The sequence below is a fragment of the Geobacillus vulcani PSS1 genome, from assembly GCF_000733845.1.
In the GTDB taxonomy this organism is placed as follows: domain Bacteria; phylum Bacillota; class Bacilli; order Bacillales; family Anoxybacillaceae; genus Geobacillus; species Geobacillus vulcani.
The window spans coordinates 1076869-1091874 of the sequence record NZ_JPOI01000001.1; the positions used below are offsets into that span (position 1 = coordinate 1076869).

At 54.8% G+C, this 15006-nt stretch carries 18 protein-coding genes; all 18 read left to right on the forward strand.

Features of this window, described 5'->3' with window-relative positions; translation table 11 throughout:
• Positions 1–17: 17 nt before the first annotated feature.
• The 18 genes from N685_RS0105810 (at position 18) to N685_RS0105895 (ending at position 14779) form a co-directional block, all read left to right on the forward strand.
• On the forward strand, positions 18–1088 hold the full coding sequence (locus N685_RS0105810) for an L-threonylcarbamoyladenylate synthase (protein WP_031406642.1): 1071 nt from the start codon (positions 18–20) through the stop codon (positions 1086–1088).
• 178 nt (positions 1089–1266) lie between these two features.
• The gene (locus N685_RS0105815) at positions 1267–1818 is read left to right on the forward strand and encodes a manganese efflux pump MntP (protein WP_031406644.1); all 552 of its coding nucleotides are present in this window, start codon (positions 1267–1269) and stop codon (positions 1816–1818) included.
• 108 nt (positions 1819–1926) lie between these two features.
• The gene (locus N685_RS0105820; RefSeq protein WP_031406646.1) at positions 1927–2373 is read left to right on the forward strand and encodes a low molecular weight protein arginine phosphatase; all 447 of its coding nucleotides are present in this window, start codon (positions 1927–1929) and stop codon (positions 2371–2373) included.
• A 24-nt stretch (positions 2374–2397) separates the two neighbouring features.
• Positions 2398–3687 (forward strand): methyl-accepting chemotaxis protein, encoded by a 1290-nt coding sequence (locus N685_RS0105825; RefSeq protein WP_031406648.1) that lies wholly within the window; start codon positions 2398–2400, stop codon positions 3685–3687.
• A gap of 97 nt (positions 3688–3784) precedes the next feature.
• Positions 3785–4231 carry a ribose 5-phosphate isomerase B gene (gene rpiB / locus N685_RS0105830; protein WP_023633289.1) on the forward strand — a complete coding sequence of 149 codons (447 nt, stop codon included), beginning with the start codon at positions 3785–3787 and terminating at the stop codon, positions 4229–4231.
• A 336-nt stretch (positions 4232–4567) separates the two neighbouring features.
• Entirely contained in the window at positions 4568–5146 is a 579-nt protein-coding gene (locus N685_RS0105835) for a TIGR01440 family protein (protein ID WP_031406651.1), read from the forward strand.
• 92 nt (positions 5147–5238) lie between these two features.
• Positions 5239–6477, forward strand: a complete 1239-nt coding sequence (gene glyA, locus N685_RS0105840; RefSeq protein ID WP_031406653.1) for a serine hydroxymethyltransferase — start codon at positions 5239–5241, stop codon at positions 6475–6477.
• Positions 6478–6631: 154 nt separating this feature from the next.
• A complete protein-coding gene (gene upp / locus N685_RS0105845) occupies positions 6632–7261 on the forward strand; it encodes a uracil phosphoribosyltransferase (protein WP_031406654.1) in 630 nt (209 codons plus the stop codon).
• A 368-nt stretch (positions 7262–7629) separates the two neighbouring features.
• Positions 7630–7851, forward strand: coding sequence for an AtpZ/AtpI family protein (locus N685_RS0105850; protein WP_011232833.1), 222 nt, complete (start codon positions 7630–7632; stop codon positions 7849–7851).
• Positions 7852–7855: 4 nt separating this feature from the next.
• On the forward strand, positions 7856–8239 hold the full coding sequence (locus N685_RS0105855; protein ID WP_031406657.1) for an ATP synthase subunit I: 384 nt from the start codon (positions 7856–7858) through the stop codon (positions 8237–8239).
• Positions 8240–8256: 17 nt separating this feature from the next.
• Positions 8257–8970: a F0F1 ATP synthase subunit A gene (gene atpB / locus N685_RS0105860; protein ID WP_031406658.1), complete on the forward strand. Its 714-nt coding sequence runs from the start codon at positions 8257–8259 to the stop codon at positions 8968–8970.
• 70 nt (positions 8971–9040) lie between these two features.
• On the forward strand, positions 9041–9259 hold the full coding sequence (gene atpE / locus N685_RS0105865; protein ID WP_011232830.1) for a F0F1 ATP synthase subunit C: 219 nt from the start codon (positions 9041–9043) through the stop codon (positions 9257–9259).
• A 120-nt stretch (positions 9260–9379) separates the two neighbouring features.
• Positions 9380–9913, forward strand: coding sequence for a F0F1 ATP synthase subunit B (locus N685_RS0105870; RefSeq protein WP_190300174.1), 534 nt, complete (start codon positions 9380–9382; stop codon positions 9911–9913).
• Positions 9910–10446: a F0F1 ATP synthase subunit delta gene (locus N685_RS0105875; RefSeq protein ID WP_031406663.1), complete on the forward strand. Its 537-nt coding sequence runs from the start codon at positions 9910–9912 to the stop codon at positions 10444–10446. The genes N685_RS0105870 and N685_RS0105875 overlap by 4 nt, the downstream gene beginning before the upstream one ends.
• A gap of 24 nt (positions 10447–10470) precedes the next feature.
• A complete protein-coding gene (atpA, locus tag N685_RS0105880) occupies positions 10471–11979 on the forward strand; it encodes a F0F1 ATP synthase subunit alpha (RefSeq protein ID WP_031406665.1) in 1509 nt (502 codons plus the stop codon).
• A 69-nt stretch (positions 11980–12048) separates the two neighbouring features.
• Positions 12049–12906 carry an ATP synthase F1 subunit gamma gene (gene atpG, locus N685_RS0105885; protein ID WP_031406667.1) on the forward strand — a complete coding sequence of 286 codons (858 nt, stop codon included), beginning with the start codon at positions 12049–12051 and terminating at the stop codon, positions 12904–12906.
• A 27-nt stretch (positions 12907–12933) separates the two neighbouring features.
• On the forward strand, positions 12934–14355 hold the full coding sequence (atpD, locus tag N685_RS0105890; RefSeq protein WP_025039365.1) for a F0F1 ATP synthase subunit beta: 1422 nt from the start codon (positions 12934–12936) through the stop codon (positions 14353–14355).
• A 22-nt stretch (positions 14356–14377) separates the two neighbouring features.
• Entirely contained in the window at positions 14378–14779 is a 402-nt protein-coding gene (locus tag N685_RS0105895) for a F0F1 ATP synthase subunit epsilon (RefSeq protein ID WP_011232824.1), read from the forward strand.
• Positions 14780–15006: the final 227 nt, after the last annotated feature.

Below are 15006 nucleotides of genomic sequence, written 5' to 3' on the forward strand. Positions count from 1 at the left end.
TTTCAAGGAGAATCACGATGATAGAGAAGGTGAACCGATTGAAAACACACGTTTGGATTGTGGATAATATTGTTGATAAACGGCAAGTTTATCCACAAATAAGAGAGGCGGTGGAATGGCTGCGGGTCGGGGAAGTCATCGCATTCCCGACGGAAACGGTGTACGGGTTGGGGGCCGATGCGGCCAATACAACTGCGGTGGAAAAAATTTTCGCCGCCAAAGGGCGGCCTAGCGACAATCCGCTCATTGTTCATGTCGCCAGCATGGCCCAAGCGGAGGCGGTGGCCGCCTCGATCCCACCGATGGCAAAAATGTTAATGGAGCGGTTTTGGCCCGGGCCGCTCACGTTAGTATTGCCAAAACGGTCTGGAGCGGTGTCTGAACGGGTGACGGCCGGGCTGCCGACGGTGGCGGTGCGTATGCCGGATCACCCGCTGGCGCTGGCGTTGATTGAGGCGAGCGGCTTAGCGTTGGCCGCCCCGAGCGCGAACCGGTCAGGAAGACCGAGTCCGACGACGGCGGCGCACGTGCTCGCCGATTTAGATGGGCGGATCGCTGGGGTGATCGACGGAGGGCCGACCGGCGTGGGCGTCGAATCGACGGTGCTCGATTGCAGTGGGGACGTGCCGACGATTTTGCGTCCTGGAGGAGTGACGAAAGAGGCGCTTATTGAAGTGATCGGCCGCGTTGAAGAAGCCGCTGCTGTGAGCGACGAGGCGGCGCCGAAAGCGCCGGGGATGAAATATACGCATTATGCGCCGAAAGCGCCGCTTTGGATCGTCGCTGGTCCGCCCGCGTTTTTGCAGCGGCTTGTCGATGAAAGCCGGGCGGAAGGGAAAACGGTCGGCGTGCTGACGACCGAGGAAAACCGGAATGAGTATGCGGCCGATGTCGTGCTGCCCTGTGGAACGCGCCGGGCGCTTGAGACGGTCGCGAGCCGGTTGTACGACACGCTGCGCCGATTTGATGAAACGAACGTTGATCTCATTTACAGCGAGGCGTTTCCGGAAGAAGGCATCGGCGCCGCGATCATGAACCGGCTCCGCAAAGCAGCCGGCGGGCGCATCATTCACGAATCGGCGAAATGAAGGGATGGCCATCTGTGATCAGCGCTGTCATTTCCGTTGCTCTTCACCGGTCCGTTGCGGGCCGGTTTTTTTGTCCCCACGTTGAGGAATGAGCGTCCTGTCGCCGTGAGCTGCCCTGCTTCTAAACCCATCTGGACGTGCATATGTTAGCAATAAGGCCGATCCAGGAGGGGGAAACATGGGCGCATTCATCGGCGAAATCATCGCGCTGTCAATGATGGCTCTGGCGCTGGGCATGGACGCATTTTCGGTCGCTTTAGGGATGGGGCTGTTGCGCCTTCGGTTGCGGCAAATCTTTTACATTGGATTGACGATCGGTTTGTTCCATATTTTCATGCCGCTTGTCGGCATGGCCGTCGGCCGCGTTTTGTCGCGTGAATTTGGAGGCATCGCAACATACGTCGGTGGGCTGTTGCTGCTATGGCTTGGCGGGCAAATGATCATCGCTTCGTTTCGGAGGGACGATGGCTCGCCGCTGTTTCCGCGTGGGGTGGGGCTGCTTTTTTTTGCTTTCAGCGTCAGTCTAGACAGCTTTTCCGTCGGGCTGAGCCTCGGCATTTTCGGAGCGCGGACGATGGTGACGATTTTGCTGTTCGGTCTGTTCAGCATGGTGCTGACATGGGTCGGCCTCTTTGTCGGCCGTCATTTTCAGCAATGGCTCGGTTCTTACAGCGAAGCGCTCGGCGGCAGCATTTTGCTGGCGTTCGGGCTCAAGTTGCTTTTTCTATAAACGGCAGCAGGCAGTTTTCCTTCAGTGGAAAAAAACGGACTGCCCGCTTTTTTTGCTCTTTTCCCTATGATATATTGATGGTAGTCATTGATATGAAGAGGTGGTTGTATGTCATACCGCATTTTGTTCGTTTGCACGGGCAATACGTGCCGGAGCCCCATGGCCGCTGCGTTGCTGGAGAATAAGCAGCTGCCCGGCGTCGAGGTGAAATCGGCCGGCGTGTTTGCAGCGGAAGGAAGCGAGGCGTCGGTTCACGCCAAGACGGTGTTGAAGGAAAAGGGAATCGAAGCGGTTCACCGCTCCTCACAGCTGAAAAAAGAGCATATCGACTGGGCGACGCACGTGCTGGCGATGACATCCGGTCATAAAGAAATGATCGTCGAGCGTTTTCCAGAGGCCAAGGATAAAACATTTACGTTGAAGCAGTTCGTTTCAGGAACAGACGGCGATATCGCCGATCCGTTCGGCGGTCCGGTTGAAGCGTACCGGGCGGCGCGCGATGAGCTGGAGAAGCTCATTGACCGCTTGGCGGAAAAGTTGCAAACAGAACAATGAGCTTGAGAAGTGAGGGGAAACACAATGGGGGGGACAAGTCGTCGGTTTGGTTTGCGCCTGAAGCTTGTCGTCTTTACGACAACGTTGGCGCTGATCACGTATTCAACGAGCGCCTTTTTCTTGTACGTTTTGTATGATCAATGGTTCGCCTCATGGAACAAAAGCGTGTTCACGATGATCGTGTTGCTCCTTGGCATCTTTTGGTCCGGAGTGCTTGCCTATTTGGCCGCTGGCTGGATAATAAGACCTCTGCAACGGCTCGAGGAAGCGGCGGCAAAGGCGACAGAAGGGCATATTGATGAGGATGTTCCGTTGCCCTCTTCCAATGACGAAATTCGCTCGCTCGCTGTCGCGTTCAACCGGATGCTCGGTCATTTGCGCGCGGTCGTCGCCAATGTGGAAGAGAGCGTAGCGCGCACGACTGAAAAGACGGCGGAAATGAGGCAGGCTTCCGAAACAGCATCAAACCGCGCACGTGATATGGCAACGACCATTGACGACATTTCCAAAGGGGCGGTGTCTTCGGCCGAGGCGATCCAAGAAGCGGCTGCTGCGGTCGAGGATGTGCTCGCCATCGCAGTAAAAGTCAAAGAAACAGCCGAGCGGGCGGAACAGTCGGTATATGGGATGGCGGAAACACTGAAGGCAAGCCGCGATGTCACCTATTCGCTTGTCAGCGGCATCGATCAGCTGGCTGACGATCAAGAACGGTCGCGGTCGGCTGTCAAGCAGCTCGAAGAACATGCCAATCAAATCGGCAACATTACGCTGCTTGTCGCTGACATTGCTGAACAGACGAATTTGCTGGCGCTTAATGCTTCCATTGAGGCAGCCCGCGCCGGCGAGTATGGCCGGGGGTTTGCCGTCGTCGCCGAGGAAGTGCGCAAGCTGGCTGATGAGAGCGCCAAGGCGGTCAAGAAAATCGCGGGACTGGTTGGTGACATTCAAAACGAAGTCGCCCGCGTGGTGGCGCAAATGGACAAGCAGGTGGCCGCTGCAAACGCCGAGGCGGCGAAAGGAGAGCGCACGAATGAGGCCATCGCAGCCATGGCGGCCTCGGCCGATGAAGTGATCCGCGCCGTCCATGACATCGTTGGGTTGGCCAAGCGCCAAATGGAGCATATGGAGCGAGCCGCGGCCCAGACGCAAGAAGTGGCAGCGATCGCCGAGCAGACGTCCGCCGGCGCGCTCGAAGTGGCGGCGGCGATGGAGGAGCAGGCCGCATCGATCCATGACGTGCATAAACTGGCTGGCGAGTTGGTTGAACAAGCCGAACAATTGCGGGCGGCTGTCGACCAGTTCCGCTCTCGTTGATGCACGTGCAAGCACATGATTCATCGAAAGGAGGAAGGGCGATTTCTCCTTGGCTTTCGCTATCACTGCGAGGTCGGAGGCTCTTCGCCCGAACGTGATGAAGGTCGCCATTGCTTCTGACCATGGTGGAATTCGCATTCGTGAGGAAATTAAAGCACTGTTGGATGAAATGGGAATTGAGTACACCGATTTTGGCTGCGATTGTGAAACATCGGTCGATTATCCGGATTACGCGCTTCCGGTCGCGGAAAAAGTGGCGCGCGGCGAATTTGACCGCGGCATTTTGATCTGCGGCACCGGCATCGGCATGACGATCGCCGCCAACAAAGTGAAAGGGGTTCGTTGCGCCCTTTGCCACGACGTCTACAGCGCCAAGCTGACGCGCATGCATAATGACAGCAACATTCTCGCGATGGGCGAGCGCGTCATCGGCCCTGGATTGGCGCGCGAAATCGCCAAGGCATGGCTGGAGACCGAATTTGAAGGTGGGCGCCACGCGCGGCGGATCGGCAAAATCGCCGACTATGAAAACAAGCATTTGTAAGGAAGAACCAAGGCCGCATCGGAGCTGATGCGGCCTGTGGGCCATAAGCGGAAGGTGTGGGCGTCTGGCTTCATGAGGGCAGTGGCGCAAGGCTGGGAATCCGGCGATGTTCACAACAAATGCCGCTCATCTTTAGCGAATGATTGGTGAAAATACTAGAAGGCCATTGAAAAACAGCCGTTTTTTGAAATCAATGATTCTCAAGTGAAGAGCAACATTTATAAGGTTTCTTAATTTGAAAAGCGACGTGATGGAGCCGCATTCTCTGTTACATCACCAGACTTCTAGTGTTCGTCAAGGATAGTGTGGAGCACACCGTGCGAAGGAGGAAAGGGCATGGACGCACGATGGACTGAATGGCGGCAACAATGGCAAGCTATCTTGCGTGAATTTCGCCAGCAGGCGCCGCTTGGCCGCGGCGATGTCGTTGTGATCGGCTGCAGCACGAGCGAGGTGCTTGGCGAGCGGATCGGCACGGCGGGATCGATGGACGTGGCCGCCATGCTGTTTGCTGAGCTTGATGAGTGGCGGCGCGAAACCGGCATTGCGCTCGCGTTTCAATGTTGCGAACATTTAAACCGCGCGCTTGTCGTTGAACGGGAAACCGCTAAAGCTCACGGGCTGGAGATCGTTTCTGTCGTTCCGGTGCCGAAAGCGGGCGGGTCGCTGGCCGCCTATGCCTATCGAAAGCTCGATGACCCGGTTGTCGTCGAGGCGATTCGCGCTGATGCCGGCATTGACATTGGCCATACGCTCATCGGCATGCATTTGAAGCCGGTCGCCGTTCCGGTGCGCGTTTCCGTGAAGCATATTGGGTCCGCATGCGTAACGCTGGCGAAAACGCGGCCGAAGCTGATCGGCGGCGCCCGCGCGGTCTACTCGTTGGAAAATCCGAATGATTCCTGTTCTTTCTAGCGATTTCATTCATTTTTTCTTTGAATTTGCCTCGCTAAAACTGATAAAATAAAAACGAATATTCACTGATTTCGCATAAGGGGGAGCTATTGATGAATTACTTGCCACAACAAGATCCGCAAGTGTTCGCCGCCATTGAACAAGAGCGGAAACGGCAGCATGCGAAAATTGAGCTGATCGCTTCGGAAAACTTCGTCAGCCGCGCGGTCATGGAAGCGCAAGGGTCGGTGCTGACGAACAAATACGCCGAAGGCTATCCGGGCCGCCGCTACTACGGCGGTTGTGAATATGTCGACATCGTCGAAGAGTTGGCGCGCGAGCGGGCGAAGCAATTGTTCGGAGCGGAGCATGCGAACGTCCAGCCGCACTCGGGGGCGCAGGCGAACATGGCCGTTTATTTCACCGTTCTTGAGCACGGCGATACAGTGCTTGGCATGAACTTGTCGCACGGCGGCCATTTGACGCACGGCAGCCCAGTCAATTTCAGCGGCATTCAGTACCATTTTGTCGAATACGGCGTCGATCCGGAAACGCATGTTATTGACTATGACGACGTGCGCGAAAAAGCGCGCCTTCACCGGCCGAAGCTGATCGTTGCCGGCGCGAGCGCCTATCCGCGCATCATCGACTTCGCTAAGTTCCGCGAGATTGCCGATGAAGTCGGCGCCTATTTAATGGTTGACATGGCCCATATTGCCGGTCTTGTTGCGGCAGGTGTTCATCCGAATCCGGTTCCGTACGCCCATTTCGTTACGACGACGACGCACAAAACGCTGCGCGGCCCGCGCGGCGGGATGATTTTATGCCAGGAGCAGTTCGCCAAACAAATTGACAAAGCCATTTTCCCTGGCATTCAAGGCGGCCCGCTCATGCATGTCATTGCCGCCAAAGCTGTTGCGCTCGGCGAAGCGCTGCAAGACGACTTTAAAATCTACGCGAAGCGCGTCGTGGAGAATGCCAAACGGCTCGCGGCCGCCTTGCAAAACGAAGGATTCACCCTCATTTCCGGCGGCACGGACAACCATTTGCTGCTTGTCGATTTGCGACCGCAGCAGCTGACAGGGAAAACGGCGGAGAAAGTGCTCGATGAGGTCGGGATTACGGTCAATAAAAACACGATTCCGTACGATCCAGAAAGCCCGTTTGTTACAAGCGGCATCCGCATCGGCACGGCCGCGGTCACGACGCGCGGCTTCGGCTTGGAAGAGATGGACGAAATTGCCGCCATTATCGGTCTCGTGCTGAAAAACAAAGACAACGAACAGGCGTTGGAAGAAGCGCGTCAACGCGTCGCCGCTTTGACGGAAAAGTTCCCGCTCTATCAAGACTAAGCGCAGCCGCCGCTTCGTCCGAAACTGTACGGTGCACCGCCTCCGGACTTGGCGGTGCGCCTTTTTCCGTTCGTTCGGTAGTTGAACAGGCGCTCGTTTTCCAGTAGAATGTATAGAAGTGCAGCGCATACATACGGAAGAGGAGAGTTGATCCATGGGAAAAGTGTATGTCTTTGATCATCCGCTCATCCAACATAAATTGACCTACATTCGCGACAAGAATACGGGCACGAAAGAATTTCGCGAGCTTGTCGACGAAGTGGCAACGTTGATGGCGTTTGAAATTACGCGCGACCTTCCGCTTGAGGAAGTCGAAATCGAAACTCCCGTCAGCAAAGCCAAAGCGAAAGTGATCGCCGGCAAAAAGCTTGGCGTCATTCCGATTTTGCGCGCCGGCATCGGCATGGTTGACGGCATCCTGAAGCTCATCCCGGCGGCGAAAGTCGGCCATATCGGCTTGTACCGCGATCCCCAAACATTAAAGCCGGTCGAATATTACGTCAAGCTGCCGAGCGATGTCGAAGAACGCGATTTTATCATCGTCGATCCGATGCTCGCAACCGGCGGATCAGCGGTGGCGGCGATCGATGCGCTGAAAAAGCGGGGGGCGAAAAGCATTAAATTTATGTGCCTGATCGCGGCGCCGGAAGGAGTCAAAGCGGTGGAAACGGCCCACCCGGATGTGGACATTTACATCGCTGCCCTTGATGAGCGGTTGAACGACCACGGTTATATTGTCCCTGGTCTCGGCGACGCCGGCGACCGGCTGTTTGGCACAAAATAACAGTTGTAAGGCGCCCCGCGCCGCGCGGGGCTCGCATTCCATTCAGTGGCGGAGAGGGTGCCTTGCCCATGCGTCAGTTAAGCGTTTGCATCGAATAGGCCGCGGCAGAAAGATGGCGCTGAGAAACCGTTTCATTTGCAAAGCCAAGTATACAGGATAATGAAAAGGAAAATAGGCTAAAAATAAAATATACCATTATACATCATCATTGTGAGAAGAAAATGAGAAATTGTCACAAATTATTAATATTTGCCCTATGTGAATGAGGTTTTACGTGGAAACACATTGACATTGACCAGACCGTATTGTATTCTTTACAAGGGGTAGATTGAGAAGGTTTTCATTATCCATTTAAAGGGTGTATTGGCATGTCCCCAAAGCAGCGCCACCCGTTTCAAGCCATGGCGTTGATGTCCGCCATCGTCTCCCAACTTGTCGGTTCGATTTTGGTCGGCGTTTTCGGCGGGAGATGGATCGATGATCGATTTGGCACCGAGCCGATCTTTTTGATCGTCGGACTTTTGCTTGGACTGGCGGCCGGCGTGTACGCCATGTTGCGCTTGATCCGCCAATATTTCTCTGAGGAGTAATAAAATGGGAAATCTTCAAGCGATGTTTTGGCGGCAAGTGAGGTACATATTGTATTTGCTCGCCATCTATACGCTCGGCTTTGGGTTTACGCCATATAAAACCGTTTTTCTCAGTCTGATTCTTGGCACATCGATCAGCCTCCTCATGGTTTGGAACTTAACTTGGAAAATCGAAAAATTCGGACAAGCAGTGGCGGCGCGCAAAAAAGTGCGTACATTGGGCACCTTGTCGCGTTTGGCGCTTGCTGCGTTGGCTGCTGTCATTGTTCTGACGTATCCGCAACATTTTCATATCGTGCCAACCGTTTTGGGATTAATGACATCCTACATTGTCATTATAATAGATTTCTTCTTTCACAAATGGAAAAACGATAAGCTGCAGGTATGAAAGCGAGGTGAGAGAAGATGGAGCATAAAGCGCCGCTTGTTGAATTTTTAGGCCTTACTTTTAATTTATCTGATATGTTGATGATTACGATCACGAGCTTGATTGTGTTCATCATTGCTGTTGCGGCTACTCGCTCGCTTCAGTTGCGCCCGACGGGAATGCAAAACTTTATGGAGTGGGTCTTTGACTTTGTCAGAGGCATCATCAACAGCACGATGGATTGGCAAACGGGCGGCCGCTTTTTGACGCTGGGCGTCACGCTCATCATGTATGTGTTTGTGGCCAATATGCTTGGACTGCCGTTTTCCGTCCATGTCAATGGTGAACTTTGGTGGAAATCGCCGACCGCGGATGCGACCGTTACGTTGACGCTGGCGGTGATGGTCGTCGCCCTCACCCACTACTATGGCGTCAAAATGAAAGGGGCGTCCGAATATTTGCGCGATTACACCCGTCCAGTCGCCTGGTTGTTCCCGCTTAAAATCATCGAAGAGTTTGCCAACACGCTGACGCTCGGTTTGCGTCTTTTCGGGAACATTTACGCCGGGGAAATTTTGCTTGGTTTGCTCGCTAGCCTTGGCACGCATTACGGTGTGCTTGGCGCTGTGGGCGCAGCCATCCCGATGATGGTGTGGCAAGCGTTCAGCATTTTTGTTGGCTGTATTCAGGCGTTCATTTTTACGATGCTAACAATGGTTTATATGGCTCATAAGGTCAGTCATGACCATTGAGCATTCCTTTTCATTAGAGCAAGACTTGAATGAAACATTACTTTAACATTGCGAAGGAGGATCTATCAACATGAGTTTGGGTGTACTTGCAGCTGCGATTGCGGTAGGTTTGGGAGCGTTGGGCGCCGGTATCGGCAACGGTTTAATCGTCAGCCGTACTATTGAAGGGATTGCACGTCAACCAGAATTGCGTCCGGTTTTGCAAACGACGATGTTCATCGGGGTTGCGTTGGTTGAGGCGCTTCCGATCATCGGTGTCGTCTTCTCGTTCATTTACTTAGGTCGATAAGAAATGGATATGGAAAGTGATGGCGAAGTTCGTGTCAACGACCACCTTCGCCATTCCTTTATGTGCGATTTTGCGAGATCGCGTCGGTGCGATAGCTGTCGAAAGGAGTGAAACGCGGTGTTGTGGAAGGCAAACGTATGGGTGCTCGGCGAAGCGGCGCACGGCATCAGCGGCGGCACGATTATTTACCAATTGCTGATGTTCATTATTTTGCTCGCCTTGTTGCGCAAATTCGCTTGGCAGCCGTTAATGAATATCATGAAACAACGTGAAGAACATATCGCAAACGAAATCGACCAGGCGGAAAAACGCCGTCAAGAAGCAGAAAAACTTCTTGAAGAACAGCGCGAACTGATGAAGCAGTCGCGCCAAGAAGCGCAAGCGCTCATTGAAAACGCGCGCAAGCTTGCTGAAGAGCAGAAAGAACAAATTGTCGCCTCGGCCCGTGCGGAAGCCGAACGGGTGAAAGAAGCGGCGAAAAAAGAAATCGAGCGTGAAAAAGAACAGGCGATGGCCGCGCTTCGCGAACAAGTGGCCTCGTTGTCTGTCTTGATCGCCTCGAAAGTGATTGAAAAAGAGCTGACTGAGCAAGATCAACGCAAGCTGATCGAAGCGTACATCAAAGACGTTCAAGAGGTAGGAGGAGCGCGATGAACCAAGAAGTGATCGCCAAACGGTACGCGTCCGCTTTGTTCCAAATCGCGCTCGAACAAGGACAGCTTGATCGAATGGAAGAAGATATTCGCGCCGTGCGCCAGGCGTTGGCGGAAAACGGCGAGTTTTTATCGCTTCTTTCGTATCCGAAACTTTCCTTGGATCAGAAAAAAGCGCTCATCCGTGAAGCGTTCGCCGGTGTGTCCAACCCGGTGCAAAACACGCTTCTCCTTCTTCTGGAGCGCCATCGCTTCGGCCTTGTGCCTGAGCTGGCGGAACAGTTTCTCGCCCTCGTCGACGATGCGCGCGGCATCGCCAAGGCGGTTGCCTATTCGGCACGGCCATTGACGGATGAAGAACTGCGGGCGCTTTCCGACGTCTTTGCCCAAAAAGTCGGCAAACAGACGCTTGAGATTGAAAATATCATCGATCCGGAACTCATCGGCGGCGTGAAGCTGCGCATCGGCAACCGCATTTACGACGGCAGCGTCAGCGGGCAGCTTGAACGGATCCGGCGGCAGCTGATCGGCTAACATTTGAAGACAGGGGTGAAAGGCATGAGCATTCGAGCGGAAGAAATCAGCGCGCTCATTAAGCAGCAGATCGAAAACTATGAATCGCAAATCCAAGTGAGCGACGTCGGCACCGTCATCCAAGTCGGCGACGGGATCGCGCGCGCTCATGGGCTCGATAACGTCATGTCAGGCGAGCTCGTCGAGTTTGCCAACGGCGTGATGGGCATGGCGTTGAACTTGGAAGAAAACAACGTCGGTATCGTTATTTTGGGACCGTACACGGGCATTAAAGAAGGGGACGAAGTGCGCCGCACGGGCCGGATCATGGAAGTGCCGGTTGGGGAGGCGCTCATCGGCCGCGTGGTCAACCCGCTCGGCCAGCCGGTTGACGGCTTGGGTCCGGTGGAAACGACGGAGACGCGCCCGATTGAAAGCCCGGCGCCGGGCGTTATGGACCGGAGATCGGTGCATGAGCCGCTGCAAACCGGGATCAAAGCGATCGACGCGCTCGTGCCGATCGGCCGAGGCCAGCGCGAGCTCATCATCGGCGACCGGCAAACGGGGAAAACGTCTGTCGCGATTGATACGATCATCAACCAAAAAGGTCAAAACATGATTTGTATTTATGTCGCCATCGGGCAAAAAGAATCGACGGTCCGCACCGTTGTGGAAACACTCCGCAAACACGGCGCGCTCGACTATACGATCGTCGTCACCGCTTCGGCGTCGCAGCCGGCTCCGCTTTTGTTCTTGGCGCCGTATGCGGGTGTGGCGATGGGCGAGTATTTCATGTATAAAGGCCAACACGTGTTAGTGGTCTATGACGATTTGTCGAAACAAGCGGCGGCGTACCGCGAATTGTCGCTCCTGCTTCGCCGTCCGCCGGGCCGTGAAGCGTATCCGGGGGATATTTTCTACTTGCACTCCCGTCTGCTTGAGCGCGCAGCGAAATTGAGCGATGCCAAAGGCGGCGGTTCGTTGACCGCGCTCCCGTTCGTTGAAACGCAAGCGGGCGACATCTCCGCGTACATTCCGACGAACGTCATCTCGATTACGGACGGGCAAATTTTCTTGCAATCGGACTTGTTCTTCTCCGGCGTCCGTCCGGCGATCAACGCAGGGTTGTCTGTTTCGCGCGTCGGTGGGGCGGCGCAAATCAAAGCAATGAAAAAAGTTGCCGGGACGCTTCGTTTGGACTTGGCCGCTTATCGTGAGCTCGAAGCGTTCGCCCAATTCGGTTCCGACCTCGACAAGGCGACGCAAGCGAAGCTCGCCCGTGGGGCGCGCACGGTTGAAGTACTGAAGCAAGATTTGCATCAGCCGATTCCGGTCGAGAAACAAGTGTTGATCATCTATGCGTTGACGCGCGGCTTTTTGGATGACATTCCGGTTGAAGATGTGCGCCGTTTCGAGAAAGAGTTTTATTTGTGGCTCGACCAAAACGGCCAGCACTTGCTTGAGCACATCCGCACGACGAAAGACCTTCCGAACGAGGAAGACATCAACAAAGCGATCGAAGCGTTCAAGAAAACGTTTGTCGTTTCTCAATAAGGCCGCGACGGGGGCATATCGCCCCCTCTCGCCTGTTAGAACCCGTGCAGCAAAAAGGTGGTGAAACCTTTGGCATCGTTACGCGATATTAAAACGCGCATCAATGCGACGAAGAAGACGAGTCAAATTACAAAAGCGATGGAAATGGTCTCGACATCGAAGCTGAACCGGGCGGAGCAAAACGCGAAATCGTTCGTTCCGTATATGGAGAAAATGCAAGAAGTCGTGGCCAATGTGGCGCTTGGCGCCGGGGGCGCATCGCATCCGATGCTCGTTTCGCGCCCGGTGAAAAAGACCGGGTATCTCGTGATCACGTCGGACCGCGGCTTGGCTGGAGCATACAACAGCAACGTGCTGCGCCTCGTGTATCAAACGATCCAGAAACGCCATGCTTCTCCGGACGAATATGCGATCATCGTCATCGGCCGCGTCGGGTTGAGCTTTTTCCGCAAGCGGAACATGCCGGTCATTCTCGACATCACCCGCTTGCCGGACCAGCCGTCGTTTGCCGATATTAAAGAAATCGCCCGCCAAACGGTTGGGTTATTCGCCGACGGTACGTTTGACGAACTGTATATGTATTACAACCATTACGTGAGCGCGATCCAGCAAGAGGTGACGGAACGGAAGCTTCTGCCGCTCACCGACTTGGCGGAGAATAAACAGCGCACGGTGTACGAATTTGAACCGTCGCAAGAGGAAATTTTGGACGTCTTATTGCCGCAGTATGCGGAAAGCCTCATTTACGGCGCATTGCTCGATGCAAAAGCAAGCGAACACGCCGCCCGCATGACGGCGATGAAGAACGCAACGGACAATGCGAACGAGCTTATTCGCACATTGACGCTTTCCTACAACCGCGCTCGCCAAGCGGCGATTACGCAAGAAATTACGGAAATTGTCGCCGGAGCAAACGCCTTGCAATAGCGGACTAGCAAGTTAGGAGGGAAAACGATGACAAGAGGACGCGTTATCCAAGTCATGGGTCCGGTTGTAGACGTCAAGTTTGAGAACGGCCACTTGCCGGCGATCTACAACGCCCTGAAAATTCAACATCAAGCGCGCAATGAAAATGAAGTCGACATCGACTTGACATTGGAAGTCGCCTTGCACCTTGGCGATGATACCGTACGGACGATCGCGATGGCGTCCACAGACGGCCTCATCCGCGGCATGGAAGTCATCGATACCGGCGCGCCGATTTCGGTGCCGGTCGGCGAAGTGACGCTTGGCCGCGTGTTCAACGTCTTGGGCGAACCGATCGACTTGGAAGGCGACATTCCGGCTGACGCCCGCCGCGACCCGATTCACCGTCCGGCGCCCAAATTCGAAGAGCTGGCGACCGAAGTCGAAATTTTGGAAACGGGGATTAAAGTCGTTGACTTGCTTGCCCCGTATATTAAAGGCGGAAAAATCGGTTTGTTCGGCGGCGCTGGCGTAGGAAAAACGGTCTTGATCCAAGAGCTGATCCACAACATCGCTCAAGAGCACGGCGGAATTTCCGTCTTCGCTGGCGTCGGTGAACGGACGCGCGAAGGAAACGACTTGTACCATGAAATGAAAGATTCCGGCGTCATCAGCAAAACGGCCATGGTGTTCGGGCAAATGAACGAGCCGCCGGGCGCGCGGATGCGCGTGGCGTTGACCGGCTTGACGATGGCCGAATACTTCCGCGATGAACAAGGCCAAGACGTATTGCTCTTTATCGACAACATCTTCCGCTTCACGCAGGCTGGTTCCGAAGTGTCGGCGCTGTTGGGCCGCATGCCGTCAGCCGTTGGTTACCAACCGACATTGGCGACAGAGATGGGCCAATTGCAAGAGCGGATCACCTCGACGGCGAAAGGTTCGATCACCTCGATCCAAGCGATTTACGTCCCGGCCGACGACTATACGGACCCGGCTCCGGCGACGACGTTCTCGCACTTGGATGCGACGACGAACCTTGAGCGGAAGCTCGCCGAGATGGGGATTTATCCGGCCGTCGACCCGCTTGCTTCGACCTCGCGGGCATTGGCGCCGGAAATCGTCGGCGAGGAACACTACCAAGTCGCCCGCAAAGTGCAGCAAACGCTGCAGCGGTATAAAGAACTGCAAGACATCATCGCCATCTTGGGGATGGATGAACTGTCGGATGAGGACAAACTTGTCGTCCACCGCGCCCGCCGCATTCAGTTCTTCTTGTCGCAAAACTTCCATGTGGCGGAACAATTCACGGGCCAACCGGGTTCATACGTGCCGGTCAAAGAAACGGTGCGCGGCTTCAAAGAAATTTTGGAAGGCAAATATGACCACCTTCCGGAAGATGCATTCCGTTTAGTCGGCCGCATTGAAGAAGTGGTGGAAAAAGCGAAAGCGATGGGTGTCGAAGTGTGACCCGGGATAGGGGGGTTGGACAATGAAAACGATCCACGTGAGCGTCGTCACTCCTGATGGCCCGGTATACGAAGACGATGTCGAGATGGTCAGCGTCAAGGCGAAAAGCGGCGAGCTCGGCATTCTGCCCGGGCACATTCCGCTTGTCGCCCCGCTGGAGATCAGCGCGGCTCGGCTGAAAAAAGGCGGCAAAACGCAATATATCGCCGTGAGCGGCGGCTTTTTGGAAGTCCGGCCGGACAAAGTGACGATTTTGGCCCAAGCGGCTGAACGGGCGGAAGACATTGACGTCCTGCGAGCCAAAGCGGCGAAAGAGCGGGCGGAGCGCCGCCTGCAAAGCCAGCAGGATGACATCGACTTCAAGCGGGCTGAACTGGCGTTAAAACGCGCCATGAACCGTTTGAGTGTTGCGGAAATGAAGTAAAAAGCGGGGGAGTTTCCCCTGCTTTTTTTTGATGAAAACGGAACAATCGTTCATCAAGGAGAGGGGCAAACGCCCTCTCTTTTTTTCGCACCGTTTTAAAGGACGATCAAGAAGTCAGCCGGTGCTAAGAGGAAGCGCTTGAGAAGGGGGCGAATGTTCCGCCCATGCTTTTTATAAAAAATGATGCAGCGGATCGGTCGGCTTGGGCCATGGCTGAACTGCATCGA